The 25,104-nt window shown below is 62.2% G+C and carries 21 protein-coding genes; 10 read left to right on the top strand and 11 right to left on the bottom strand.

Going from position 1 to position 25,104, the window contains the following annotated elements:
* Positions 1-155: 155 nt before the first annotated feature.
* The 6 genes from AABM52_RS11240 (at position 156) to AABM52_RS11215 (ending at position 7,691) form a co-directional block, all read left to right on the top strand.
* Entirely contained in the window at positions 156-1,790 is a 1,635-nt protein-coding gene (locus AABM52_RS11240) for an ABC transporter substrate-binding protein (protein WP_347911812.1), read from the top strand.
* Between the two features lie 76 nt (positions 1,791-1,866).
* The gene (locus tag AABM52_RS11235) at positions 1,867-2,820 is read left to right on the top strand and encodes an ABC transporter permease (protein ID WP_347911811.1); all 954 of its coding nucleotides are present in this window, start codon (positions 1,867-1,869) and stop codon (positions 2,818-2,820) included.
* Complete coding sequence (locus AABM52_RS11230; protein ID WP_347911810.1) at positions 2,817-3,653, top strand: ABC transporter permease; 837 nt, start codon at positions 2,817-2,819, stop codon at positions 3,651-3,653. Before AABM52_RS11235 ends, AABM52_RS11230 begins: the two co-directional genes overlap by 4 nt.
* A 2-nt stretch (positions 3,654-3,655) precedes the next feature.
* The gene (locus AABM52_RS11225; protein WP_347911809.1) at positions 3,656-5,305 is read left to right on the top strand and encodes an ABC transporter ATP-binding protein; all 1,650 of its coding nucleotides are present in this window, start codon (positions 3,656-3,658) and stop codon (positions 5,303-5,305) included.
* Positions 5,306-5,433: 128 nt separating this feature from the next.
* Positions 5,434-6,582 (top strand): hypothetical protein, encoded by a 1,149-nt coding sequence (locus tag AABM52_RS11220; protein WP_347912615.1) that lies wholly within the window; start codon positions 5,434-5,436, stop codon positions 6,580-6,582.
* A gap of 233 nt (positions 6,583-6,815) precedes the next feature.
* Positions 6,816-7,691: a LysR substrate-binding domain-containing protein gene (locus AABM52_RS11215; protein ID WP_347911808.1), complete on the top strand. Its 876-nt coding sequence runs from the start codon at positions 6,816-6,818 to the stop codon at positions 7,689-7,691.
* Positions 7,692-7,812: 121 nt separating this feature from the next.
* On the opposite strand, the gene AABM52_RS11210 is transcribed toward AABM52_RS11215, so the two are convergent.
* The 7 genes from AABM52_RS11210 to AABM52_RS11180 form a co-directional block, all read right to left on the bottom strand.
* Complete coding sequence (locus tag AABM52_RS11210) at positions 7,813-9,177, bottom strand: MFS transporter (protein ID WP_347911807.1); 1,365 nt, start codon at positions 9,175-9,177, stop codon at positions 7,813-7,815.
* 151 nt (positions 9,178-9,328) lie between these two features.
* Positions 9,329-10,762, bottom strand: coding sequence for an NAD-dependent succinate-semialdehyde dehydrogenase (locus AABM52_RS11205; protein ID WP_347911806.1), 1,434 nt, complete (start codon positions 10,760-10,762; stop codon positions 9,329-9,331).
* Positions 10,759-11,793: an aldo/keto reductase gene (locus tag AABM52_RS11200; RefSeq protein WP_347911805.1), complete on the bottom strand. Its 1,035-nt coding sequence runs from the start codon at positions 11,791-11,793 to the stop codon at positions 10,759-10,761. The genes AABM52_RS11205 and AABM52_RS11200 overlap by 4 nt, the downstream gene beginning before the upstream one ends.
* 10 nt (positions 11,794-11,803) lie before the next feature.
* A complete protein-coding gene (gene fae, locus AABM52_RS11195; protein ID WP_008043405.1) occupies positions 11,804-12,316 on the bottom strand; it encodes a formaldehyde-activating enzyme in 513 nt (170 codons plus the stop codon).
* Between the two features lie 386 nt (positions 12,317-12,702).
* Positions 12,703-12,972 (bottom strand): pentapeptide MXKDX repeat protein, encoded by a 270-nt coding sequence (locus AABM52_RS11190; protein ID WP_347911804.1) that lies wholly within the window; start codon positions 12,970-12,972, stop codon positions 12,703-12,705.
* Between the two features lie 53 nt (positions 12,973-13,025).
* Positions 13,026-13,811 carry a molybdopterin-dependent oxidoreductase gene (locus tag AABM52_RS11185; protein ID WP_347911803.1) on the bottom strand — a complete coding sequence of 262 codons (786 nt, stop codon included), beginning with the start codon at positions 13,809-13,811 and terminating at the stop codon, positions 13,026-13,028.
* The gene (locus AABM52_RS11180; RefSeq protein ID WP_347911802.1) at positions 13,808-14,425 is read right to left on the bottom strand and encodes a cytochrome b/b6 domain-containing protein; all 618 of its coding nucleotides are present in this window, start codon (positions 14,423-14,425) and stop codon (positions 13,808-13,810) included. Before AABM52_RS11180 ends, AABM52_RS11185 begins: the two co-directional genes overlap by 4 nt.
* Positions 14,426-14,707: 282 nt before the next feature.
* Between AABM52_RS11180 and AABM52_RS11175 the strand changes: the two genes are divergently transcribed.
* The gene (locus AABM52_RS11175) at positions 14,708-15,643 is read left to right on the top strand and encodes a class I SAM-dependent methyltransferase (RefSeq protein ID WP_347911801.1); all 936 of its coding nucleotides are present in this window, start codon (positions 14,708-14,710) and stop codon (positions 15,641-15,643) included.
* Positions 15,644-15,661: 18 nt separating this feature from the next.
* On the opposite strand, the gene AABM52_RS11170 is transcribed toward AABM52_RS11175, so the two are convergent.
* Positions 15,662-16,435, bottom strand: a complete 774-nt coding sequence (locus tag AABM52_RS11170; RefSeq protein ID WP_347911800.1) for a helix-turn-helix transcriptional regulator — start codon at positions 16,433-16,435, stop codon at positions 15,662-15,664.
* A 110-nt stretch (positions 16,436-16,545) separates the two neighbouring features.
* Between AABM52_RS11170 and AABM52_RS11165 the strand changes: the two genes are divergently transcribed.
* Both AABM52_RS11165 and AABM52_RS11160 read left to right on the top strand, forming a co-directional pair.
* Entirely contained in the window at positions 16,546-17,649 is a 1,104-nt protein-coding gene (locus tag AABM52_RS11165; RefSeq protein ID WP_347911799.1) for an extracellular solute-binding protein, read from the top strand.
* A gap of 164 nt (positions 17,650-17,813) precedes the next feature.
* Positions 17,814-18,944 (top strand): P1 family peptidase, encoded by a 1,131-nt coding sequence (locus AABM52_RS11160; RefSeq protein WP_347911798.1) that lies wholly within the window; start codon positions 17,814-17,816, stop codon positions 18,942-18,944.
* A gap of 218 nt (positions 18,945-19,162) precedes the next feature.
* On the opposite strand, the gene AABM52_RS11155 is transcribed toward AABM52_RS11160, so the two are convergent.
* Positions 19,163-19,885: a GNAT family N-acetyltransferase gene (locus tag AABM52_RS11155; protein WP_347911796.1), complete on the bottom strand. Its 723-nt coding sequence runs from the start codon at positions 19,883-19,885 to the stop codon at positions 19,163-19,165.
* A gap of 266 nt (positions 19,886-20,151) precedes the next feature.
* Here AABM52_RS11155 and AABM52_RS11150 point away from each other — a divergent pair, with 266 nt between their 5' ends.
* Positions 20,152-23,544 carry a multicopper oxidase domain-containing protein gene (locus tag AABM52_RS11150; protein WP_347911795.1) on the top strand — a complete coding sequence of 1,131 codons (3,393 nt, stop codon included), beginning with the start codon at positions 20,152-20,154 and terminating at the stop codon, positions 23,542-23,544.
* 121 nt (positions 23,545-23,665) lie between these two features.
* Here AABM52_RS11150 and AABM52_RS11145 read toward each other — a convergent pair whose 3' ends face one another.
* Together AABM52_RS11145 and AABM52_RS11140 are read right to left on the bottom strand one after the other, a co-directional pair.
* Entirely contained in the window at positions 23,666-24,235 is a 570-nt protein-coding gene (locus AABM52_RS11145) for a YceI family protein (protein WP_347911794.1), read from the bottom strand.
* Between the two features lie 135 nt (positions 24,236-24,370).
* Positions 24,371-25,042, bottom strand: a complete 672-nt coding sequence (locus tag AABM52_RS11140) for a phosphoribosyltransferase (protein WP_347911793.1) — start codon at positions 25,040-25,042, stop codon at positions 24,371-24,373.
* Between the last annotated feature and the right edge of the window lie 62 nt (positions 25,043-25,104).

Below are 25,104 nucleotides of genomic sequence, written 5' to 3'. Positions count from 1 at the left end.
GACCGCTTCAGCCAAAGGCTTCCCGCCTGCTTCGCCTGTGCCCGCACGGTGCTGGCCGCTGAACATTTCGCTGGTTTGATCCCCCGAACTCCAGGCCGCCAGCCCTGTCTGCGGTCAGTCGAAAAACGCACTTTGCTACGTATCGGAGAAGCTTTATGAACGAGCTGAAGACACTGGACGGCACCGCGCCGCATCCTGCCGTCAACGACCTGTGCACACAGGTCAAGCATGGCCAGATCAACCGTCGACAATTCCTGCGCACCGCCGCCCTGCTGGGCGTCACCGTGGCCAGCGCCAGCACCTTTATCGGTTCGGCGCTGCTCGGTGATTCGGCGTTCGCCGCCGACGATCAACCGCCGCGCCAAGGGGGCAGCCTGCGTTTTGCCTGCGCCATTCAGGAAATCCAGGACCCGATGCTGATCACCTGGATCGAAGCCTCGAACCTGCTGCGCAACTCCCTTGAATTCTTGACCTGGGTCGATGCCGAGAACATCACTCACCCTTACCTGGCTGAAAGCTGGAGTCCGTCCGAAGACCTCAAGACCTGGACCTTCAACCTGCGCCAGGGCGTGAAGTGGAGCAACGGCGACGAGTTCACCGCGGACGACGTCGAACACAACATCAATCGCTGGATCGCCGCCGATTCCAAGTCGGTCAACCGCACCGCGTTCCAGGACGTAGCCGCCTTCGAAAAAACCGGCCCGTACCAGTTCCGCCTGGTGCTCAAGCGCCCGATCCTGGCCGTTCCGGAAATGCTCAGCGCGTTTACCTGCACCCTGGTGCACCGCAGCTTCAAGAACGGTGACGACTGGACCAAAAACCCCATCGGTACCGGGCCGTTCAAGCTCGTATCGTTTGCAGTGAACAAGCAGGCGACCTTCGCCAAGCGCGCCGACTACTGGCGCAAGCCGGCCAACCTCGACGAACTGCGCTACGTCGACATGGGCACCGACATTTCCACTCATCTTGCCGCATTGCAGGCCGGTCAGGTCGACGTGCTGTACCGCGTCACCGTGGCCGAACTGGACCTGGCCAAACGCTTGCCGGCCGCGCAACTGCTCAGCTGCAAGTCGGCGCAGACCGTGGTCATGCGCATGGCCTGCGACCAGAAACCATTCACCGATGTGCGCATCCGCAAAGCCGTGGTGCTGTGTGCCGACAACGCACAGATGCTGAAAATCGCTTATCGCGGCATGGGTACCCTCGGTGAAGACCACCACGTCGCACCATCCCATCCGGAATACTCGCCGCTGCCCAAGCGCGAGCGGGATGTGGCCGGGGCAAAGAAACTGCTGGCCGAAGCCGGTTACCCGAATGGCATCGACATCGACCTGATCGTCGGCAACACCCAGGGCCGCTACGAACAGGACTGCGCGCAGATCCTGCAACAGAACTGCCTGGAAGCCGGCATCCGCATCAACCTCAAAGTGATCCCGGCCACCCAGTACTGGCCGATCTGGGACAAGGCGGCGTTCAGCCTGACCTATTGGGCCCACCGCCCGCTGGGGGTGATGTCCCTGGAACTGGCTTACCGCAGCGGCGCCGCCTGGAACGAAAGCCACTACAGCAACCCGGCGTTCGACGCCGCGCTGGACAAGGCGATGGGCATCATCGATCCGCAGCAACGCGCCCTGGCCATGCAGGATGTCGAGCGCATCCTGCAGGACGACGCCGTGATGGTGCAGCCGTTCTGGGGTGACAAGTTCACCGCCACCAGCAAGAAGGTCCAGGGTTTCAGGGTTCACCCTTCGGACTTCTACCCAATGGATGAGGTCTGGTTGAGCGCCTGACGCGCAGCCCCATCCGTGCCCGCCCACCGACCGGTGCGGCGGGCCGGCATCCCTTGATTAGCCGGAGCCTGCAAGCATGGCTGAATTTCTGTTACGCAAATTGATGGCGTTGATCGCGACCCTGCTGTCGGTGTCGCTGATCGTGTTCGTCGCCCTCGAACTGAACATCGAGGACGTGGCGATCAACGTCCTCGGCCCCTACTCCGCCGCCGACCAGCGTGCCGCGTGGCTGGTGGAACATGGCTACAACCAGCCGTTCCTGTGGCGCTACCTGGTATGGCTGAAGGACTTCATCAGCGGCGACTGGGGCACTTCGGTGCACTTTCGTGAGCCTGTGATCAACCTGCTGCTGCCCAACCTTGGGCAAACCCTGATCCTCGCCGGGCTGGCGCTGTTGATCATGGTGCCGGTGGCCCTGACCCTGGGCATTCTGGCGGGCATTCGCCAGGGTTCGCTGGTGGACCGCCTGGTGTCGTTCCTGTCGATTGTCACCACGTCGATTCCAGACTTCGCCAGTGCGGTGTTCGTTTCGGCGATCTTCGTCTTCTGGCTCAACTGGCTGCCGGGCGTGAGCAGCATGAGCGAAGGTTTCAACGTCGCCGAACTGGCCCTGCCACTGATGGTGCTGTGCCTGTTCGGCATCGGTTACCTGGCGCGCATCACCCGTGCCTCGATGGTCGAAGTGATGCAGGCGCCGTACATCCGCACCGCTCGCCTCAAGGGTGCGTCGACGTCGCGCATCGTGCTGCGTCATGCCCTGCGCAATGTGCTGATCGCACCGATCACGGTGATCATGCTGTACATCCCGTGGCTGCTGTCGAACGTGATCGTGGTCGAGGTGTTCTTCGCCTACAAGGGCTTCGGCTCGCTGCTGTACACCGCGTCACTGAACCACGACGTGTACCTGATCGAAGCCTGCGCGATGATCAGCGGCGCGGTGGTTGGCGCAACCAAGATTTTTTCCGACCTGGCCTACACCTGGCTCAACCCGCGCATCACCTTGCGCAGTCTTGGCGGAGGTGGCCAATGAGCTTCCTGCACTCGTTCAAACATCCATTGGCCCTGCTCGGCCTGCTGCTGGTGGGCGGCTGGGTACTGGTCGCCGCGTTTGCGCCGTGGCTGGCGCCCCATGATCCGCTGGCAAGCTTCAGCCCGTTGCTCACGCCGATGACCGCTGACCCCAGCGGCCAGAGCTTCCTGCTGGGCACCGACATGATTGGCCGGGACATTCTCTCGCGGCTGATCTGGGGCACCCGCACCGTGCTGTTCTGGTCGATCCTGGCCACCCTGACCGCGTTCGCCGTGGGCATCGCCATGGGCCTGTGCGCCGGTTACTTCAATGGCAAGGTCGACGCCTTCCTGTCCTATGTCGCCGACACCGTGCTGTCCTTCCCGGTGCTGGTGCTGTACATCGTGATCATCATCGCCCTCGGCGCTTCGGCGCTGAACATCCTGATCGCGGTGACCTTCACCAGTGCCCCGGCGATCTTCCGCATCATGCGCGCCCTGACCATCGACATCCGTTCCCGGGACTACGTGCTCAGCGCCATCACCCAGGGTGAAGGCTCGCTGCGCATCATGCTGGTGGAAATCCTGCCCAACTGCGGCGGGCCGCTGATCGTCGATTTCTGCCTGCGCATCGGCTACACCGCAATCATGATCGGCGCCCTCGGCTTCCTCGGCCTCGGCCTGCCACCGCCGACCCCGGACTGGGGCGGCATGATCAACGAAGGCCGCAGCATGGCCATCGCCTTCCCGCACTTGGTGATCTTCCCGTGCATTGCCATCTCCACCCTGATGCTGGGCCTGAGCCTGTTGGCGGACGGCCTGGACGAACACGCCCAGAAAGGCGCAAGGAGCTGAGCATGAGCAACCCACTGAACCTGCAACAAGTGTTGCGCGTGGAGAACCTCTCCATCGAACTGCCCGCCGGTGCCGACCGCAGCCACGCCGTGCACGGCATCAGCCTGGACGTGCGCAAGGGCGAAATCCTCTGCGTGATCGGCGAGTCCGGCTCGGGCAAATCGGTGCTTTCGGCAGCGATCATGGGCGACTACGCCAAAGGCCTGCGCCACAGCGAAGGGGTGATCGATTTCCTTGGCGACGACATTTGCCGCATGCCGGACGATGCCTTGCGTCAGTTGCGCGGCAACCGCATCGCGATGATTTTCCAGGAGCCCATGGCGGCACTGAATCCGGCAATCCGCATCGGCCGGCAAGTCGAGGAAATCTTCGACATTCATGCGCCGCAAATGCCATCCGCCGAGCGCCGCGAACGCATGCTCGCCCTGCTCGACTCGACCCATTTGCCCGACCCGCCACGGATCGCCAACAGCTTCCCGCATCAGCTCTCCGGTGGCCAATGCCAGCGCGTGGTGATCGCCATGGCCCTGGCGATGAACCCGGACCTGCTGATCGCCGATGAACCGACCACGGCGCTGGACGTCACCACCCAGGCGCAGGTGCTGAAACTTGTGCGTGAACTGCGCGGGCGCGGCCAGCACGGGATTCTGTTCATCACCCATGACTTCGGTGTGGTCGCGGAAATCGCTGACCGTATTGCAGTGATGGAAGGTGGCCGCCTGGTGGAAATCGGAGAGCGCGACCAGGTGCTCAACGCCCCGGCGCACCCGTACACCCGCAAGCTGATCACGGCGGTGCCGGCGCTGCACCCGGAGTTGCATGTGCCCAGCGCCGACGGCGAACTGGCGTTGCGTATCGAGCATTTGAACAAGACCTACAACGTCGGCGGCCGCTCGGTGGCAGCACTGCGGGATGTCTCGCTGCAACTGCCACGGGGCAAGACCCTGGCCATCGTCGGTGAATCCGGTTCGGGCAAAAGCACGCTGGTGAAAGCGGCGATTCGTCTGGTGGACAGCGATAGCGGTCATGTCTGGGTTGGCGATACCGACTTCCTGGCCCTGCGCGGTGCGGCACTGGCGGCTAACCGGCGGCGTATCCAGATGATTTTCCAGGACCCTTACGGCTCGCTAAACCCCCGGCATAGGGTCGGCGACATCATCGCTCGCGCCGCGCAATTGCGCGGGTTGTCGGCCAAGGATGCCTGGGCCGAAGCCGGTGATTTGCTTGAGCAGGTCGGGCTCAAGCGCGACGCCCTCAAACGCAAGCCCCGGCAATTTTCCGGTGGCCAGCGCCAGCGCATCGGCATCGCCCGGGCACTGGCGATGCGCCCGGAAGTACTGATCGCCGACGAAAGCGTTTCGGCCCTCGATGTCTCGGTGCAAAAGCAGGTGCTGGAGTTGCTGGCCGAACTGCAACAGCGGCTGAACCTGAGCATTTTGTTCATCACCCACGACCTGCGGGTGGCAGCGCAGATCAGCGACTACATCGCGGTGATGCGCCAGGGCGAAGTCGTCGAATACGGCACCGCCGAACAGGTGCTGCTCAGGCCACAGAACAACTACACCCAGACACTGCTGGCGGCGGCGCCGGGCGCTTCGGCGATAGCGGGCATGCCTGTTGAAAGCTCTGCGTTGAGGTTGATCCGCCCCTAGGCCATCGGCCCGCAAAACCCTTTGCCCCACGCTGCAGCATTCGCTGCGGCCGGGGTTGCTGTTGCCAACATAAAATCAAAAACGGGAGTAAGACTTTGCGCACACCTACCTTTCGCGCTATCCATTGCATGGCCCTGATACCGGTGCTTGGCGCCCTGGCAGAACCGGCCATGGCGGTCCAGGTCACCGACAACCTCGACCTCGGCGGCGCCGTCCGTGCCCGCTGGGACTACGACCCGGACCGGGACATCCAGAAGTTCGGCCTCGACACCGTGTTCCTCAGCGCCAAGTACAACTCCGACAGCTGGATCGGTGAGGCCCAGTACCGTTTCTACGGCCGCTCCTATCCATACCAGTACACCAAGAACTACGGCGACATCCAGTTCGCCAAGTACGCGTGGGCCGGCTACAAGTTCAACCCCGACCAGCAGGTGCAAGTGGGCCTCAACAGCGTGCCGTTTGGATTGCAGCCGTACTTCGGCAGCACCTTCTACGAAACCCTGGGCAACGTCATCGGCCTGGAAGATGTGCAGCAGGTCGGCGCCAAGTACATCCAGCAAAGCGGTGACTGGAACGTCCAGGCCGGTTACTACCTGCGTCCGGCCTGGCAAGGCAAAGGCACCAGCAACGGCGTCACCTACTCCAGCGTGGTGTCGGAGGCCGACAGTTATGTGGCCGACGGCAGCGACAACCAGGAACGCAACACCGTGGTACTGCGCGTGGCCAAGGCACTGGACCTGGGGCCGTGGAAATCCGAGGTCGGCCTCTCCGGCCTGACCTCCAGCATTCAGAACCGGGACACAGACAATGACGGCCGGCGCAATGCCGTGGCCGTGCACTACCTGGGCAAGAACGGTCCGTGGGGGGTGCAACTGCAAGCGGCGCGGCAGCAGATGTCGCCACGCAACCCTGGCACCGATGAACTGGTGACCCTCGGCGGTTACGACGGCACCTACAACGTCGCCAGCCGCGGCAACCTGTACGTCGCGGACGTGAGTTATGACGTGGCCGGCAAATACCTGTTCGACCAGATCAGCGGGGTCAAGCTCTACGCCAACTACAGCGCCTTCGACAAATCCGCCGATGACTTCAAGACCTCCGAGCGGGCGATCCTCGGTACCTCGTTTTCGTTCAGCAAGCTGTGGATCGCCACCGAATGGATATTCGGCAAGAACGATCCGTACATTGGTGGCAGCAGCTATACCCAGAGCCTTGGGGCTGGCGGGACGGATCAATGGGAGAACCAGTTGTACATGAACATCGGGTACTACTTCTGATCTGAATTAAATGGCGTCCTTGAGGACGCCTTCGCGATCAGGCTCGCTCCTACATTAGACCGAGTTGTTACTGCGAACGCGGTCAATTGTAGGAACGAGCCTGCTCGCGATAGGGCCAGCCCAAACAACACTTGCATCAGCTCAACACTAATAGTCAGATAGGGCCTTCAGACATTTCGTACATTCAACCTGCCCCCACGCAACACCGGCGGCCGGTGCGGAGCCCTTCCTTCATGCGTCAACTGCCCTCGCTCAACATGCTGCGTGTCTTTGAAGAAGTCGCGCGGCATCGCAGTTTCAGCCAGGCGGCCCTGGGATTGAACGTCACCCAGGGCGCTGTCAGCCGGCAGATCAAACAACTGGAAGACTACCTCGGCGTCGCACTGTTCATCCGCACGCCCCAGGGCCTGACCCTGACCGAATCCGGTACTGCCCTCTCCCCGCACCTGAGCGACGCCTTCGACCACATCGAACGAGCGCTGCAGGCCGTGCGCGTACCCAATCTGCGGCAACGCCTGCGCATCGTCGCGCCGCCCACCTGGGCGACCCGCTGGCTATCGGCGCACCTGCGCGCGTTCGTGCAGCGCTACCCCGACATCAGCCTGAGCGTGACCAACCAGATGGGCCACGACAGCCTCGCGGAGATCGACTGCCACATCCGCTTCGGCCTCGAAGCCGCCAGCCATTGCAGCAGCCGCCTGCTGGTGATGGAACGGCACATCGCCGTGGCCAGCCCGGAGCTGTTCAACGACGGCGAGTCGCCGGATCTGCGGCAATTTCCGTTGCTGCACATCCTGCACGATGGCAAACGCTTGAAGGTCTGGGAGAACTGGCTGGCGGCCATGGGCCGGGACGATGTCGATGCCGGGCAAGGGCTGGAATTCAGCACCCTGGACCAGGTAATCCATACCGCACTGGCGGGCGGCGGGCTGGCGGTGATCGACCGGCAGATGATCGAAAAGGAACTGGCCAATGGCAGCCTGCTGCCGATCACCCCGGTGGAAGTGATCGGGCCGTATGGCTACTGGCTGGATGTGGCGAACGACAAGCAGGGCTTGTCGAAGGTGCGGTTGTTTACCGAGTGGTTGGGGTTGGTCAGCAACCCCTGATACACCAAGCCCCCCGTGTAGGAGCGAGCCTGCTCGCGATAGCGGCGGATCAGCTGCTTTGATGGCGACTGACACTCCGTCATCGCGAGCAGGCTCGCTCCTACAGGGAATTTCGCAGGTCTTAGATGGGTGTCGCGACCTTCACGCCCACAGGCCCACCGCCCTCCACCGGACTCTGCGCCTTGCACGCCTGGCTCAAGGTCAGCGACTTGGTCTCCGGCGCCCAGGCCCACGACAACAGCGCGCCAATCGCCAGGATTGCCGCGAGAATGCCCATGGTCGGGCTCAGGCCAATCCCCGCCACGCTCACCGGCAACAGGAAGGTGCTGATCGCCGAACCCAGGCGACTCACCGCCGTGGCCAGGCCGATACCGCTGGCGCGCACTTCGGTCGGGAAGCTCTCGGCCGGGAACACGCCCACCAGGTTACTCACCGCCGACAGCACCAGGGTGAACAGGCCGAACACCAGCACCATCAGCCACGCCGCGCTACCCGGCAACACCGCCAGCAGGAACAACGCCGCCGCCAGAATGATGAACGAGTTGATCAGGAATCCGCGCCGAGTGAACTTGATGGTGCACCAGATGCCGATCAACGCGCCGAGGATCAGCAGCATGTTCAGCATCAGTTCGGTGCCGAAGCCTTCGGCCAGGCCCATCTTCTGCAGGATCGACGGCAGGAAGGTGTAGATGGCGAAGTACGGCATCACGATGCACACGAAGAACAGGCAGTTGAACGCCGTGCGCTTGCGATATTCACGGCTGAACAGCACCGCATAACCGGAACGGGTTTCGGTGGACGGGGTTTCGTCGAGTTCGACGTGCTCGCCCAGGTGTTTCTTGACGATGGCCCGGGCCTCGGCAATGCGGCCCTGATTGACCAGCCAGCGCGGCGATTCCGGGGTGCCGATTCGAGCAATCAGAATCAACGCCGCCGGGATCGCCGACGAGGCCAGCATCCAGCGCCAGGCATCGTCGCCGAGGCTGAGCATCGCAGTGCCGACGAAAGTCGCGGCGACATAGCCGAAGGTCCAGATCACGCTGAACGAACCGAGCAACACACCACGATTTTTTCTCGGCGCGAACTCGGCAAGCATGGCGTGGCCGACACTGAAGTCACCGCCCAGACCAATGCCGATCAACACCCGGCACAGGAACAGCGCCATGGCCGACTCAACGTAGAACTGCATCACCGAGGCGATAGTGATCAGCACGAAGCTGACCAGGAAGATTTTCTGCCGGCCGACCTTGTCGGAGATCCAGCCGAAGAACAGGCTGCCGAGAAACAGGCCGATCAGTGCCGAAGCGCCGATCAGGCCCTGCCAGAATGCATCCAGTTGCATCTGTGGGCTCAGCAGGGTGAAAGCGATACCGATCAGGCCGAGGATGTAGCCGTCGGTGAAGTGCGCGCCGAAGGTCAGGCCGGCGATCTTGATGTGAAAGCGGCCAATGGGCAGGTCGTCGATTTTTACCGGTTTTACGGACATGTTCGTCTCCAGTTGTTGTTATTTAAGGAGAAACCGATGCTTTCTGTAGGAGCGAGCCTGCTCGCGATGGCGGCGCGTCAGACAACAATGATGTTGAATGTGAAACCGTTATCGCGAGCAGGCTCACTCCTACAGTTGATGGTCGGGAACCTTAGAGGCCCCCCATCAACAGGTATTTGATCTCCAGGTAGTCATCCAGGCCGTACTTCGAACCTTCGCGGCCCAGGCCCGATTCCTTGATGCCGCCGAACGGTGCCACTTCCGTGGAAATGATCCCTTCGTTGATCCCGACCATGCCGGCTTCCAGGCCTTCGGCCATGCGCCAGACGCGGCCGATGTCGCGGCTGTAGAAGTAGGCCGACAGACCGAACGGCGTGTCGTTGGCCTTTTGCAGCACTTCCGCCTCGTCCTTGAACCGGAAGCAGGCAGCCACCGGGCCAAAGGTTTCATCCTGGGCTATCAGCATGTCGCTGCTGGCTTCGGCAAGAATCGTCGGCTCGTAGAAGGTGCCGCCCAGTGCATGACGGCGGCCGCCGCACAGGACTTTGGCGCCCTTCTCCACCGCATCGTTCACGTGCTGCTCGACCTTGGTCAAAGCGGCGGCGTTGATCAGCGGACCTTGCTCGGTTTCCCCATCCAGGGCACTGCCGACACGCATGGCGGCAACCGCTTCGGCAAGTTTGCCGGTGAAGGCTTCGTACACACCGTCCTGAATGAAGAAGCGGTTTACACAAACGCAGGTTTGCCCGGTGTTGCGGAACTTCGAGGCCATGGCGCCTTTGACCGCCGCATCCAGATCGGCGTCGTCGAACACGATGAACGGCGCGTTGCCGCCCAGTTCCAGCGAGACCTTTTTCAAGGTGTCGGCCGCCTGGCGCATCAGCAGTTTGCCGGTGCGGGTCGAGCCGGTGAACGACAGTTTGCGCACAACGGTGGACGCTTGCAGCGCGCCGCCAATCGCCACGGCATCACCGGAGACGACGTTGAACACACCCGCCGGAATCCCGGCCTGCTCGGCCAGCACCGCCAAGGCGAAGGCCGACAGCGGGGTTTCTTCCGAGGGCTTGAGGATCATCGTGCAACCGGCCGCCAGCGCCGGGCCGACCTTGCGCGTGACCATGGCCAGCGGGAAGTTCCAAGGAGTGATCGCCGCGACCACACCAATGGCTTCCTTGACCACGATGATCCGCGCATCGGCCTTGTGGCTCGGGATCACGTCGCCGTAGGCGCGCTTGGCCTCTTCGGCGAACCACTCCAGGAAGCTCGCGGCATAGACCACTTCGCCCATGGCTTCGGCCAGCGGCTTGCCCTGTTCGCGGCTGAGCAGCGTGGCCAGATCCTTCTGGTGGCTCAGCATCAAGTCGCTCCAGCGCTTGAGGCGCTGGCTGCGTTCCTTGGCGGTCAGCTTGCGCCACGCCGGCAATGCACGGTTGGCCGCTTCGATGGCCAGATTGGTCTCTTCAGCGCCGGCCTTCTGCACCTCGGCGATCAGTTCGCCATTGGCCGGGTTCAGCACCGAGTACGTGGCACCATCGCTGGACCATTGGCCATCGATGAAATTGCCGTGACGGATCAACGCGCTCATGCCACGGCCTCGGTCAGGTTGAAGCGATCCAGACCCGGACGGGCGGTACGCAGGATGCGTTTGCCGGCGGTGTAATCGTTGATCACGTCGCACGGGGTGTAGTTGCGTTCCAGCTCATGCAGTTCTTCGGCGTCGAGTCTGGTCTCCAGGGCCGCCAGGGCACTGTCGAACTGCTCGGTGGTGTCGGCGCCGACCAGCATGCAATCCACGCCCGGATGGTTGGCCACCCACGCCTGGGCAATCTGCGCGTTGGACACGCCACGGGCACGGGCCACACGCTGTACCGAATGGGCGATTTCGAACGAGGCTTCGTCGCTGTACATCTGCTGGGTGAAGAAGTCGGTCTGGTTGCGGGTCGACTGCGCGTCACCGGTCAGCAGGCCGCGAGCCAGTGGGCTGAACACCGAGACACCGAGGCCCTGGTCGCGGCAGAACGGGATCATCTCGCGCTCTTCTTCGCGGTAGGCACAGTTCAGTTGCAGCTGCATGTTGATCGGTTTGACCCAGCCATTGCGCTCGCAGGCCATGAGGATTTTTGCCAGTTGCCCGGTGAGCATGGTCGACACGCCGATATAACGGGCCTTGCCGGAACGCACGATGTCGTTCATCGCGCTCATGGTCTCTTCAACCGGGGTATTGACGTCGAAGTAGTGCAGCATGAAGACGTCGACGTAATCCATGTCCAGGCGCTTCAGCGAAGCGTCGATGCTGTCCATGATGTGCTTGCGCGAGTGACCGCTGGCGTTGATGCCGCTGCGGGTGCCATAGCCGACCTTGGTGGTGATCACCAGGTCTTCACGACGGGCCAGGCGCTTGACGATGCGCCCCACCACTTCTTCACCTGTACCTGCGGAATAGAAGTCCGCCAGGTCGATGAAGTTCACGCCGTTGTCCAGCGCATGCTTGACGATCGGCTCGCTTTTCTTCTCATCGAAGATCCACGGCTTCCAGTCCGGGGTGCCCATGTTCATGGTGCCCAGGCACAGGCGGGAGACTTCGAGGCCGGAGTTGCCCAAACGAATGTATTGCATGGCGCGAACCTCAGGCTTTAGGGGTGTAGAAAGGGTTGCTGATGTGATTGACCACATCGGCCAGTTGCGCGGTTTCCGGCTTGCCGGTCAGGGCGGCGCGGATCGCGGTGCGGCAGGCGTTGTAGTTGTTCAGGTACACCGCATCGAGGTCGTCGCAGGCCGGGTTGACCCAGTTCGCCGTCACGATGGCCCACTCGTCTTCGGCTTCCGGCGGCAGGGTGCCGTCGAGCAGCGCTTCGAGGACCGCCTTGGCGATACCTGCCTGGGACGCGCCCCAGGTGGCGTTGCCGTGCAGGTCGCTGCTGATCGCGGCTTTGTTGACGTACAGGGTCATCGGCTTGACCGGGATGTTCGGCTGGGCGATCACCATGAACGGGCAGTGACCCTGGCTTGGCGAGGCCAGGCTGTTGGCGAATGCCTGCCCTGCCGGGCCGTTGCGCGGGCCGATCAGGATGTTGATGTGCGCGGCGTTCACGCCTGGGCCTTCGAAACCTTCACCGATGTACAGGTCGAGTTCTTTCATGGTCATTACTCTTGTCAGGACGCAGAGGGATGTTTTGGACGGTCAGAAGCGCACGCAGGCAGAGAGCCTGGCGTGGCAAAAGTCTGGGTTCGAAGAGCGCAGCGGGAAGCTTGCGAAGACGCGGTAGTGATGATCACTCATGGTTGCAAACGCTCTTTTTTGTTGTTGATGAGCTGGTTTGCGATTTTTTAACACCGGGGGTTGGCGGGGCTGTAACCATTAAAAGTCATGGGGCCATGACTTCAAGTCATACCCATCGGATGCGCAAAAAAACTGTGGGAGCGGGCTTGCTCGCGAAGGCGTCGTATCAGTCGCTATCAATGTTGACTGATACACCGCTTTCGCGAGCAAGCCCGCTCCCACAGGGGGATTTCGGTTGTCTGGAATTACTGCGACATTTCGCTTTTCTTCATCGCATCCTTGGACATTGCGTCTTTTTTCATCGCGTCCTTGGACATTGCATCCTTGGACATGGCGTCCTTGGACATCGAATCGGTCTTCTTCATCGCGTCTTTCTTCATCGCATCCTTGGACATAGCGTCCTTGGACATCGAATCCTTGCTCATGCTGTCATTACTCATCGTGTCGGCAGCGAACACAGAGGCAGCACCAACGGCCAGGCACATGGACAGAACAACGGTGGTCAACTTTTTCATGATGAATCTCCTTGAAGCACGGGTTTGCGGACGGTGAATGTTTCGCACGTTCATCAGCTGCCACCGAACCAGTTGTAGCCCTGGTCTTCCCAGTAACCACCCGGATAGGTGTTGGTGACGAACATCGCCTGAATGTGTTTGGGGTTCTTGTAGCCCAGCTTGGTGGGCATGCGCAGCTTCATCGGGAAGCCGTATTGGCGCGGCAGCACCGCGCCGTCATAGGTCAGCGTCAGCAGGGTCTGCGCATGCAGCGCGGTGGCCATGTCGATGCTGGTGTAATAGTCGTCGGCGCATTTGAAACCGACGTATTTGGCATCGGTATCGGCGCCGATGCGTTTGAGGAAATCGCTGAAACGCACGCCGCCCCAACGCCCAATCGCACTCCAGCCTTCGACGCAAATGTGTCGGGTGATCTGCTCGGTCTGGGCCATGGCCCGCAGCTCTTCAAGACGCCAGCTGCGCTTGTCGGCGACCAGCCCGGTGACTTCCAGGCGATAGCCCTCTTCCTCCACCGTCGGTGCCTCGTCGATGCCGTAAAAGGCATTGAAGGGAAACGGCCGTGTGATCATCGACTCGGGATAGGTCGGCGCCATCGCGTTGGGGTTGAACAGCCAGCCCTGCACCCGATCGTTGAAGCGCGACATGGACGACAGCGCGGTCTCGACGCTTTGGTTGTCGGTGATGTTGCAACCGGACAACATCGCCACGCCGCCAAGGGTCAGGCCACGCAGCAGGAACGAGCGGCGCGAGCGGTCTTCGATCTGCGGGGCGAGGATCTTGCGGGCGTCGGTCAGGATCGACGCCTCGTCCAGCCCGGGTACCTGAATGCGCTTTTTCATACCTGCTCCTTGCGGCCGACGATCATGGCCAACAGCGTTTTTGGAACCAGTGCGACCATCAACAGATGCACCGCCACAAAGGCCACCAACAGCGCCATGGCGAAGAAATGCACACGGCGCGCGCCCTCGTAACCGAACATCAGCTCACGCAACAGTGGAAACTGCACCGACTTCCACAACACCAGCCCGGAGAGCACCAGCAGCGTGATATCGACCATCACGAACAGGTACGCCACCCGTTGCACCTGGTTGTAATGACTGAGGTCGGCGTGCCCAAGTTTTCCGCGCACGGCGGCCCACAGGTCATGCAGCACGCCTTTGGGCGAAACCGGGAAAAAACGCCGCTTCAGGCGCCCGCTGAACAGGTTGAAGGCCAGGTAAATCAGACCGTTGATCGCCAGGAACCACATTGCCGCGAAATGCCATTGCAGCGCGCCGCCAAGCCAGCCGCCGAGGGTGATCGACTTGGGAAAGCTGAATTCGTAGATCGGCGAGGCGTTGTAGATGCGCCAGCCGCTGGTGACCATCACCACCACCGCCAAGGCGTTGAGCCAATGGGTCAGGCGTAGCCAGCGTGGATGACTGGACTTGGGTGAAGCAGTGCTCTGCGACATGTCCGGCTCCCGGTTGTTGTTGTTCGTTGGAGCCGATTATGGGAGCCGGAAGATCGCCAAATCCTCACGTAAAGTTAAATTAAACGTGATAACTGCTCATTCACTGCCGACCAAAACCCTGTAGGAGTGAGCCTGCTCGCGATAGCTGTCTGTCATTCAACATTGATGTCGACTGATGGACCGTCATCGCGAGCAGGCTCACTCCTACAGGGTTCCGTGGTGCTCCGCCGGTTGCGCAATTATGGTTAAATGCCGCCCCCCACAAATGACCGACCCGACCCGATGAACCCTGAAGCCCTCGCCACCCTCAACCAGCACCTGCTGACCGCCCTGGCAACCGCCCCCGCCGAAACCCGTCGCCTGTTCCACGGCCGTGGCCGCTGCTGGCCTGGGCTGGAGCAAGTGACCGTGGACTGGCTGCAGGGCGTGGTGCTGGTGGCGCTGTTCAAGGAGCCGGAAGCGGCGCAGCTGGAAGACCTGAAGCAGTTGCTGATGGCGATCACCGAGTCAGCGCAATGGGCCCAGTCCGGCGCCCATACCCTGTTGCTGCAACACCGCTACCTGCTGCAAAGCACCACCGAATGGCTGCTGGGGGACGTCATCGAGGAAATGACCATCACCGAAGGCGGGTTGAAGTACCGGGTGGACCTTGGCCGCAAGCAGAACACCGGGCTGTTCCTCGACATGCGCTACGGCCGCGACTGGGTCCGCGCCAATGCCGAGGGCAAACGGGTGCTGAACCTGTTCGCCTACACCTGCGGCTTCTCGGTGGCCGCCATCGAAGGCGGCGCGAGCCAGGTGGTCAACCTCGACATGTCGAGCCCGGCCTTGAACCGTGGCCGCGACAACCACCGGCTCAACGGCCACGACATGAGCAAGGTCAGTTTCCTCGGCCACGACCTGTTCAAATCCTGGGGCAAAGTGATCGGCAAAGGCCCGTACGACCTGGTGATCATCGACCCGCCGTCGTTCCAGAAAGGCAGCTTCCTGCTGACCAAGGACTACCAGCGCGTACTGCGCCGGTTACCGGAATTGCTCAGCCCCCAAGGTACCGTGCTGGCGTGCATGAACGACCCGGCGTTCGGCGCCGACTTCCTGATCGAAGGCGTGACCCGCGAGGCGCCAAGCCTGCGGTTCGAACAGCGGCTGGAGAACCCGCCGGAGTTTCCGGATGCGGATGTGGAATGTGGGTTGAAGGCGTTGGTTTTTCGGCAGTAACACCGACCCTTTGGGCGTTCAGCGCGGCCGCAACACCAACGCAAACAACTCGCCATGCCCGTTCACGTTGAGCTTGTGATAGAGGTTGCGCCGGTGCACTTTCACCGTCTCCGGGGAGATGCCCATTTGCTGGGCGATGGCCTTGCTGGAGAAGCCCTGGAGAATCAGGCGCGCGGTTTCGATTTCCCGCAGGGTCAGGCGTGCGTCGAAGCGATCGAGCAAGGTCGCCAGGTCGCCCGCCGGTGGTTCGGCGACCGGCCCTTCCAACGGCAGCAAATCCAGGTGTCGGCGCATCGCCGCCAGCACCCAGTCACGCACGCACAGCAGGCGGCCCTGCTCCTCGAGGCTGAAGCGTGTCGCACGCCCCAGGGACAGGCCGAGCACGGCGCCATCGACGTTGACCATGAACTGCAACTCGTCCCCACCGACCACGGTACTGAAGTAACTCAGGTAGTACTCACTGTGCTGGAACTGGTCGGGGGCCACCGATTCGAGGCTGTGCAAGCCGTCGGCGATGCCCGCGCAGGCGGCCTGGTAGAACGGGTCGAGCAGGTACATGCCGGCGCGGTAGTCTGCCAGTTCTTCCTGCTCGTCGATGCGGCCCGTAGCGTCGAAATCAATCAGCAGACGCGGTACATGGCCCGGGCGCATCAGCGCCACCAGCGCGTTATCCAACGGCACCAGCAAGCGCAGGGTATCGACCAGCGCACGCCAGAAACTGTCCCGCCCCACCGCCGTGAAGACCCGCGCCAGCCCCTGGTGCACCGGCAACTCTTTCAACAACGCGTCCACGCACTACCCCTTTTGAGTAACCCATGATGGGAATGGGTGAAGGCCACCCCGGTCGATACGCTGCAAACTCCTGATTACCACCGGCCGCAACAGGCCAGGAGTGCCGCATCATGAGTCGTCACCGCTTGTATTTCAATCTGGGGTTTGGCGCTTGCCTGGCGGTTTCGCTGTCGGCTTTTGCGATCGAAGCCCCGACGGTGCACGTGTACAACTGGTACGACTACATCGGCCCGACCACCTTGCAGGACTTCAAGCGTGACACCGGGATTGCGCCGGTCTACGACACCTTCGACAGCGCCGAAGTGCTGGAAGGCAAGTTGCTCACCAGCCGCAGCGGCTACGACGTGGTGGTGGCCAGCAACTTCAGTTTGCCCACGCTGATCAAGGCCGGCGCCCTCGCCCCCCTGCCCCGTGCGCAGATGCCGGACTTCAAAAACATGGACACCGAACTGCTGGCGAAACTGGCCAACAACGATCCGGGCAACCAGTACGCCGTGCCCTACCTGTGGGGCACCAACGGCATCGGCTACAACATCGACAAAGTCCGCGCAGCGCTGGGTGACAAGGCGCCGGTGGATTCCTGGGACCTGGTGTTCAAGGAAGAGAACCTGGCCAAACTCGGCCAATGCGGCGTGGCCATGCTCGACTCGCCGTCGGAGATGCTGCCGGTCGCCCTGCATTACCTCGGCCTGCCACCCAACAGCACCAACCCCGAGGACTACAAGAAGGCCGAAGCGCTGTTGCTCAAACTGCGCCCGCATATCGCCTACTTCAACTCGTCGAAGTTCATCAGCGACCTGTCCAACGGCAACATCTGCGTGGCGGTGGGCTGGTCCGGCGCGATGCTCGAAGCCAGGAACACCGCCGAGCAGGCCGGCAACGGCGTGAAGATCGCCTACAGCTTGCCCAAGGAAGGCGCGCCGGTGTGGTTCGACACCCTGGTGCTGCTCAAGGATGCGCCGCACCCGGAACAAGGCATGGCCTTCATCGACTACCTGATGCGCGCCGAAGTCATCGCCCCGGTCAGTGACCACCTCAACTACCCCAACGGCAACCGCAGCGCGACCACGCTGGTGGCCAAAGCGACCCGCAGCAACCCGGCTGTCTATCCACCCGCCGAAGCCATGGCCACCTTGTTCACCCTGCAGCCCTTGCCGCCGGCTACCGAGCGCGTGCGTACGCGGATCTGGAGCAAGGTCAAAAACGGCCAGTGACGAGGACACCACAAAACCCTGTGGGAGCGAGCTCGCGATGGGGCCGCTGCATTCAACATCGATGGCGACTGATCCACCGCTATCGCGAGCAAGCTCGCTCCCACAGGGTCCGTGGTGCCCAACAAACACCCTTTTTTCTGCCACGATTTGAAGATGAGAAAACCATGAAACCACGTGCCCGCGACCTGAACATCCCGATTGGCCAACTGCAACCCGGCCCGCTCAATGCCATCACCGACGTTCCCGGCGTACGGGTCGGCCACAGCGATGTACGAGGACGCACCGCCAACGGCCGCGACATCCTCACCGGCGTCACTGTCATCGAACCCCGTGCCGGTTCCACCGGTCAGCAACCGTGCTTTGCCGGTGTGCATGTGCTCAACGGCAACGGCGATGCCACGGGGCTGGAGTGGATTCGCGAGGCCGGCTTGCTGACCAGCCCCATTGCCTTCACCAACACCCACAGCCTGGGCGTGGTGCGCGACGCCCTGATCGTGCTCGACCGCGAGCAACAGCCGGATGACGGGCGCCTGTACTGGAACATGCCGGTGGTGCTGGAAACCTTCGACGGCCTGCTCAACGACATCAACGGCTTTCACGTCAAGCCTGAACACGTGGCTCAGGCCGTGCATTCGGCGGCGGGCGGCCCAGTGGCCGAAGGCAATGTCGGCGGTGGCAGCGGCATGATCTGCCACGAATTCAAGGGCGGCATCGGCACCGCGTCGCGCCGCTTGAACAGCGCTCAGGGTGGCTGGACGGTGGGGGCGATCGTCCAGGCCAACCACGGCATTCGCAATGAACTGCGCGTCGATGGCTACCCGGTCGGGCGCTACATGGAACAGGTCGATTCGCCGTTCCTCAAGGCCTCGCTACCCCATCCGGGCATGGGTTCGATCGTGGTCTGCCTGGCCACCGATGCGCCGTTGCTGCCACACCAGTGCACCCGCCTGGCGCAGCGCGCCAGTCTCGGCCTGGCCCGCACCGGCGGCGGCAATGAAGACCACAGCGGCGACATCTTCATCGCCTTCGCCACCGGTAACGATCATGTGCCTCCGGCTGCCTACGAGAGCAAGAAAGCGCCGACCACTCACAACCTGAGCATGGTCAACAACGACCACATCAGCGAGCTGTTCCTGGCCGCCACGGAAGCCGTGGAAGAAGCCATCATCAATGCCCTGCTCGCCGCCGATACGGCCGAGGGCAACGGGCATGGGGTGCAGGGGCTGGATGCCGAGACCTTGCTCAAGGCGTTGCGCCGCGCCGGCTGGCCGGGGGATACGACTAGTGGTACTTGAGTAAAACACTAGGTCTTTTTAGGATGAACTTACGCAGCCGCTTGCTTGTGCAGGCCGCTGCGTAGGTGGTGAGTGAACTGAACCACTACCAAGCTCACCGCCTGCTTCATGCGCATCTTGAGCCTCACGGCTCCACTTCCTCCCCATCAAGAGCTTTGAGGCTCTTTTTTTACCTCTGAAAAACAACACTATTCATTGTGGTGGCTGGGAGAGTGCGGTCAGACCAAGCGCAATCGAGGTCCGCTGGCGGGTACGGCATCTTTTCCGAGCCGCCCCCGCACAAACTCCTGAGCCTTGCGCGTCAACTGGTCCAGATGCCGGTCGCGCTGTTTTTCCGCGTCGGTCATGGCCCGCTTGCCATGCTTTTGCAGCAGGTAGGTATGAATCTGCCGCACTTCCAGCGAGCTGTAGATCGACGCCACATCCAGCAGCGCCATCAAGCCATCGGTGGCGTGGTCGCGGGTGTTCATCAATACCTGGGTCGCACGCACGCCCACCACTTGAAAACCCATCGCCTCGAAATACGGCACCTTGGCCACCGCGCAGGTCAGTTCGGCATGGGGATAGCGGCCGACCATTTCCCGCAGCATCCGCCGGGCCACGCCCTGGCGCCGAAACTCGGCCTGCACTGCCATATAGGCCACGCCACAGGCGTCGGGGTCGTCCTGCACCGGCAGGTACAGCACAAAGCCAGTCACCTTTTGCGGGTCGTCTTCGTCGGTGGAGACAATCAACTCCACGGCAATGCCCTTTTCACCGTTCAACGCCTCCAGATACAGGTGCACCTCATAGCCGATCGCGTATTGATAGAGGTTGTACAGCAGGTTGCTGGGCGGGATCGCGACCATGCTGATGTCGGTCAGGTTGTCGACCACCATCTGCAGGATCTGGCTATTGATGTGCTCGGGGCACGGGGTCTTGAAGTGGCTGATCAGGGGCATTGCGGTGACAGGCTCCGGGAGGCAAGGGCCGCCTATCATAGCGCGCCTGGCAATTATCAGAGCGGTCCGTGGTGTGAGTGGGGGGGAATGGATGGGTGAAGGCCCCCAACTCTGAGGATTCCCACCCACTGTGCCACTACGACTAAAGTCCGATCAGCCAGCTTATTGATATCAAACAAATTTTTTTACCCCCCTCGATTGGCGCACCTCTTGCACCGAGCGAATGACGAACGTCAGCCACACCGGCGCGCCCCGAGGGGAACAACATGAAAAAAATGCCAGACCTCAAATCGCACGGTTTTTTCAGCAAACCGGGCATCGCCGCTGTGATGCTGATTAACGTCAGCTTCGGTACCGTCAATGCAGTACCGCTTGACGATGTCAGCCCGCCGCCGCCAACAGATCCTTCGGCGTATACCAACCCGCCGACCGACTTCAAGGCCGCGCTGGATGCCGTAAAGGCCATGCCGCCCGCCAACCAGGGCTCCATCGCCTTGCCCAATGGCGTGTTTGGCACCCGCACCACGCCGACGACCGACAACGTGCTGCCGCCAAACCTGCAGACATCCTTCAAAATCCCTACCAATGGCAAGCCCAGCCCATTGTTCGGGGCCCAGCCGTACACTCAGCAACTGTTGCTGTTTGAAGAATTCGGCACGGAGAAACTCGACCCGACACTGCCGCCGCCCACCCTGACCTTCCCGGTTCCGATCGTCGGCCCGGCGCCCACGCAGGACCCGAACAACATCGCCCGCAGCGGTCCTTCGGCCGCGGCGCTGGAAGCCTTCATGCGCCAGCCGGGGCTGTACCCGTTTCCGTCGCAGTATTCCAACGTGCTGGACCGCAACCCGTGGAAAGCGCAGATCGAAGCCTTCCTCAACCGCCATCCGGTCGGCTCACCGGCCGAAGGTCGTCCGCCAGGAAAAGGCTGGTCGCACCAGCGCTGGAATGAGTTCTACCCGCAGGTCGCCTTCAAGACCACTCAAGCGGGCGCCAAGCTCAACGGCGGCATGCGCGACCGCCGGCAAATGCACAACTACGCCGTCGGTGAGTTCGGGCCTGGCGGGCTCTACAACCAGACCTCGGACGCCCCGGTCATTGCGGGCACCACCAAAGGCATCGACACCCGCTTCCATCCCAACTTTCCGATCCAGAACCACAAGGCGCTGTGGACTTTCGACGGCACCTTTCCGCCAAAACTGCTGATGGTGCGCTACGGCCAGCCGGTGCTGATGCGGCACTACAACGCCCTGCCGATCGATCCGTCGGCCAACATGGGGTTCGGCCTGCATACCCTCAGCACCCACGAACACAACGGCCACTCCCCGGCCGAAAGCGACGGCTTTTCCAATGCGTTTTTCTTTCCGGGGCAGTACTACGACTATCGCTGGCCGATCCAGTTGGCCGGTTACGACACCATCAACACCACCGCTCAGGATCCGCGCGCGGCGTTCCCCTGCGCCCCGGGCGAAACCCTGTTCGTCAACGATGCCACGCCGGGCCTCAAGACCTGCAACAACGGCAGCATCAAGATTCGCGGCGACTGGCGCGAAACCATGAGCACCCACTGGTTCCACGACCACATGCTCGACTTCACTGCGCAGAACGTCTACAAGGGCAACGCGGTGATGATGAACTACTACAGCGCCCTGGATCGTGGCAACGAAGCGCTGCAAGACGGCGTCAACCTGCGACTGCCCAGCGGTTCGGCATTGCCCTGGGGCAACCGCGACTACGACGTCAACCTGATGCTGGCCGACAAGGCCTGGGACGCCAATGGCCAACTGTGGTTCAACCCGTTCAACACCGATGGCTTTCTCGGCGATCAGCTGCTGGTCAACTGGCAGTACCAGCCGCGCCTGAACGTGCGGGCGCGCAGCTATCGCTTCCGCATCCTCAACGGCTCGGTATCGCGCTACTTCAGGATCGCGCTGGTGCGTGAAGTCGCCGGCACCGGTGGCGAATACCCCGGCCCCGCAGGTTCCGGCCTGTCCTATACCCGCGTGCCGTTCCACTTGATAGCCAACGACGGCAACCTCATGGAGCACGCCGTGCCGTTCGACGGCAGCATGGACCTGGACGCTGACGGCGACCTGCAGAACCACAACGCCATCCTGCCCACCATGGGCATCGCCGAGCGTTACGACATCATCGTCAACTTCGCGAAAAACGGGATCAGCACCGGCGACAAGCTGTACTTCGTCAACCTGATGGAGCACCACGACGGCAAGGGGCCGGAGGCTACACTGCTGAGCCTGGCCGATGTCCTGTCCGGCAGGTACAAAGCGGTGCTCAAGTCGGGCAGCAAAGGACTGGAATGGGACGCCGGCGACCCGGTGGTGGGCAAGTTCATGCAGATGGTGGTCCAGCCTTATGCCGGCCAGGACGTGAGCATGAACCCCGCCGACTACGAACCCGCCAAACCGGGCAAGGCGATGGGTAAAACCATGCTTCCGCTGACCCTCAACCGTGACGACCCGACAGTGCAGGCGAGACTGAAACTGGCGCGCCATCGCGAGTTCATCTTCGGCCGCTCCGACGGCACCGACGAAGCCCCCTGGACGATCAAGACCGACGGCGGTCTAGGCTTCCAGATGGACCCTCGAGTCATCAGCGCCGCTCCGCAACTGGCCAATGGCCCGACCCCTGCCGGGTTCTCCGGCGACGGCACCCTGGAAGTGTGGAAAATCAAGAACGGCGGCAACGGCTGGAACCACCCGGTGCACGTGCACTTCGAAGAAGGCATCGTCCTCAACCGTGACGGCAAGGCACCACCGGAATGGGAAAAATGGGCACGCAAGGACGTCTATCGCATCGGCGCGGGCATCGACAGCTCAGTGGATGTGGAAATGGCGATCCGCTTCCGGGAATTTGCCGGGACCTACATGGAGCACTGCCACAACACCCAGCACGAGGACACATCCATGCTGCTGCGCTGGGATGTCGAGAACCCTGGCCAGTTCCAGTTGATGCCAACCCCCCTGCCCGGCTGGGACGGCGTCACCTACGTCAACTCCGCCGCGCTGCCAACCTTCCGCACCGGCGATACCCGTAACAATAACGACGGCGATAACCAAAAACCGATCGCCAACCCCGACAGCGCCGTCAGCAACACCGGCCAACCGGTGATCATCAACGTCCTGGCCAACGACACCGACCCTGACGGTAACGTGCCACTTAAAGTGGTGGGCCTGGCACAACCGGACTCCGGCAAGGGCGTGGTCAGCACCGATGGTACGCGTGTGACCTACACACCACCGGCCACGGTGCCCGCGCCGTTCACCGCGACCTTTACCTATCAGGCCAGTGATGCCAAGGATGCGGAGTCGGCACCGGCGACGGTGTCCGTAGCGGTCTCGGCAGCGATCAACGAGAGCCTGATCGTCACCAGCGCTACCGTCACCGCCCGCAGCAACAGCCGCTGGTATTGGGTCCTGTCCGGTACCACCTCCCGTGGCACGGGCAATACCATCACGGCGACTGCCACGACCACCACCGGCACGGTGAACCTTGGCGCCGCCGTCCTGACGCCTACGGCGACAGGCGCGCGCTGGAACATAGCGGTGACGACCGCCGGCAGTGGCCCGTCGCCTGGCCCGACGGTCACCATCAAATCCGCCTTCGGCAAAACCGTGACGGTACCGATAAAGGCGAACTAGAGCGGATTGATCGACGCCCGGTCCATGCAATGTGGATCGGGCGTTTTTCTTTTGTGCGGCGTACGGTGGGACCGAGGTTGGGTTTGTTGACTATCGGTTCTATCGGCAAAGTGCCTGGCAGTCACCGCTGCGGCGCCACCATCCGGAAGCGGATTTTGATCTCGTTGGAGACCACACTGTCCGCCCACTCGCCCTCGCCGATCTTGAAGTCGTCACGCTTGAGCACCAGTTGGCCCTCGAAGATGCCGATGGCGCTCTCCGATCTGAGCTGCACCGGCACACTCACTTCCCGAGTGAGCCCCCTCAGGGAAAGCTTGCCGGTGATGGTGTAGCGGTTATTGCCCAAGGCCTTGATGGACGTCGACTCGAAGGTCGCCTCCGGATAAGTCGCGGTGTCGAACCACGCCGGTTTTTGCAGTTCGGTGTTGGCGTCGCTGCTGCCGGCGTCGATGCTGTTCAGTTCGATGGTCAGCGCGGCATGGGCGGCGCCAGGGTTATCGGTGTCGAAGTCGAGTTTGGCCTTGAACTTGCCAAAGGTGCCGTAGGCTCTCGACCCCATCTGCTGATAGGTGAAACTCAGGGTGCTGGCCTTGGCGTTCACATCCTTGTATTCCACGGCTTGCGCAAACGGCACCGGGCCGAACACCAACGTGCCGGCCAGAGCGACGCAACGCGCGGATCGAAGGTTCATGGCACTCTCCGGGAGGGCTCCCGTCTTGAGTTGGCGTGCCGCACAGGTCGGGTGGCATCAGATGGACTAAAGCAAACAACCGGCGTTTATTCCACCTCACCCGTTGATTTTCGACCACCTGCCGATGGCCGTGCGCTACCCGCACTCCCCGCGTTGCCACGCCCGCTGCAACAGCTCGATCACTTCGGCATCCGAGGTCTGGGAAAAATCCATGTACCAATGGCCAATCGAGGTGAACCACTCGGGCATCAGCGGACAGATCAACTCATCCACCTCGCTGCGCAGCGCCTCCACCGTTTCGATCGGCGCCACCGGCACCGCCACCACAATGCGTGCTGGTGCCTGCGCCCGCAGCGCCTGGATCGCCGCCCTCATCGAAGCGCCGGTGGCCAGGCCGTCGTCGATCAGGATCACCACCTGATCCTTGAGCTGCACCGCCGGCCGCGTGCCGCGGTAGACCTGTTCGCGGCGCAACAGCTCGCGGCTTTCCCGTTCGACCACGGCGTCGAATGCAGCCTTGGCAATCGGATGCACCCGCAGCGCCTCTTCATTACGAATCCGGATACCGCCGCTGGCAATCGCGCCCATGGCGTACTCCTGATGGGACGGCACGCCGAGCTTGCGCACCAGCATCAGGTCCAGGCGAACCTTCAGCGCCGTGGCCACCGCATAAGCCACCGGCACGCCGCCACGGGGCAAGGCCAGAACAATGACGTCGGAACGATTGGCGTAAGGCAGCAACGGCTCAACCAAACGCCGCCCGGCTGCCGGCCGGTCTTGCAGGATGGTATGGGACAAGGGGTTCATATGAAAACCTCCCCAGGCGATCGCGCCTGTCGGTGAGTCCTGCTCCCACTGATGAAGTGCCT

The sequence above is a fragment of the Pseudomonas grandcourensis genome (assembly GCF_039909015.1).
In the GTDB taxonomy this organism is placed as follows: Bacteria; Pseudomonadota; Gammaproteobacteria; order Pseudomonadales; family Pseudomonadaceae; genus Aquipseudomonas; species Aquipseudomonas grandcourensis.
Note: the sequence above shows the minus strand (reverse complement) of the source record. Positions and strands in the feature narration are given on the sequence as shown.

What these genes read in the sequence shown, in the direction of transcription:
- AABM52_RS11155 (WP_347911796.1), bottom strand. Translation starts at nt 19,885, where the DNA reads ATGCCCCTGATCAGCCACTTCAAGACCCCGTGCCCCGAGCACATCAAT.
- AABM52_RS11165 (WP_347911799.1), top strand. Translation starts at nt 16,546, where the DNA reads ATGAGTCGTCACCGCTTGTATTTCAATCTGGGGTTTGGCGCTTGCCTG.
- AABM52_RS11185 (WP_347911803.1), bottom strand. Translation starts at nt 13,811, where the DNA reads ATGAAAAAGCGCATTCAGGTACCCGGGCTGGACGAGGCGTCGATCCTG.
- AABM52_RS11140 (WP_347911793.1), bottom strand. Translation starts at nt 25,042, where the DNA reads ATGAACCCCTTGTCCCATACCATCCTGCAAGACCGGCCGGCAGCCGGG.
- AABM52_RS11225 (WP_347911809.1), top strand. Translation starts at nt 3,656, where the DNA reads ATGAGCAACCCACTGAACCTGCAACAAGTGTTGCGCGTGGAGAACCTC.
- AABM52_RS11160 (WP_347911798.1), top strand. Translation starts at nt 17,814, where the DNA reads ATGAAACCACGTGCCCGCGACCTGAACATCCCGATTGGCCAACTGCAA.
- AABM52_RS11145 (WP_347911794.1), bottom strand. Translation starts at nt 24,235, where the DNA reads ATGAACCTTCGATCCGCGCGTTGCGTCGCTCTGGCCGGCACGTTGGTG.
- AABM52_RS11220 (WP_347912615.1), top strand. Translation starts at nt 5,434, where the DNA reads ATGGCCCTGATACCGGTGCTTGGCGCCCTGGCAGAACCGGCCATGGCG.
- AABM52_RS11215 (WP_347911808.1), top strand. Translation starts at nt 6,816, where the DNA reads ATGCGTCAACTGCCCTCGCTCAACATGCTGCGTGTCTTTGAAGAAGTC.
- AABM52_RS11200 (WP_347911805.1), bottom strand. Translation starts at nt 11,793, where the DNA reads ATGCAATACATTCGTTTGGGCAACTCCGGCCTCGAAGTCTCCCGCCTG.
- AABM52_RS11240 (WP_347911812.1), top strand. Translation starts at nt 156, where the DNA reads ATGAACGAGCTGAAGACACTGGACGGCACCGCGCCGCATCCTGCCGTC.
- AABM52_RS11190 (WP_347911804.1), bottom strand. Translation starts at nt 12,972, where the DNA reads ATGAAAAAGTTGACCACCGTTGTTCTGTCCATGTGCCTGGCCGTTGGT.
- AABM52_RS11150 (WP_347911795.1), top strand. Translation starts at nt 20,152, where the DNA reads ATGAAAAAAATGCCAGACCTCAAATCGCACGGTTTTTTCAGCAAACCG.
- AABM52_RS11230 (WP_347911810.1), top strand. Translation starts at nt 2,817, where the DNA reads ATGAGCTTCCTGCACTCGTTCAAACATCCATTGGCCCTGCTCGGCCTG.
- AABM52_RS11235 (WP_347911811.1), top strand. Translation starts at nt 1,867, where the DNA reads ATGGCTGAATTTCTGTTACGCAAATTGATGGCGTTGATCGCGACCCTG.
- AABM52_RS11210 (WP_347911807.1), bottom strand. Translation starts at nt 9,177, where the DNA reads ATGTCCGTAAAACCGGTAAAAATCGACGACCTGCCCATTGGCCGCTTT.
- AABM52_RS11175 (WP_347911801.1), top strand. Translation starts at nt 14,708, where the DNA reads ATGAACCCTGAAGCCCTCGCCACCCTCAACCAGCACCTGCTGACCGCC.
- AABM52_RS11180 (WP_347911802.1), bottom strand. Translation starts at nt 14,425, where the DNA reads ATGTCGCAGAGCACTGCTTCACCCAAGTCCAGTCATCCACGCTGGCTA.
- AABM52_RS11205 (WP_347911806.1), bottom strand. Translation starts at nt 10,762, where the DNA reads ATGAGCGCGTTGATCCGTCACGGCAATTTCATCGATGGCCAATGGTCC.
- fae (WP_008043405.1), bottom strand. Translation starts at nt 12,316, where the DNA reads ATGAAAGAACTCGACCTGTACATCGGTGAAGGTTTCGAAGGCCCAGGC.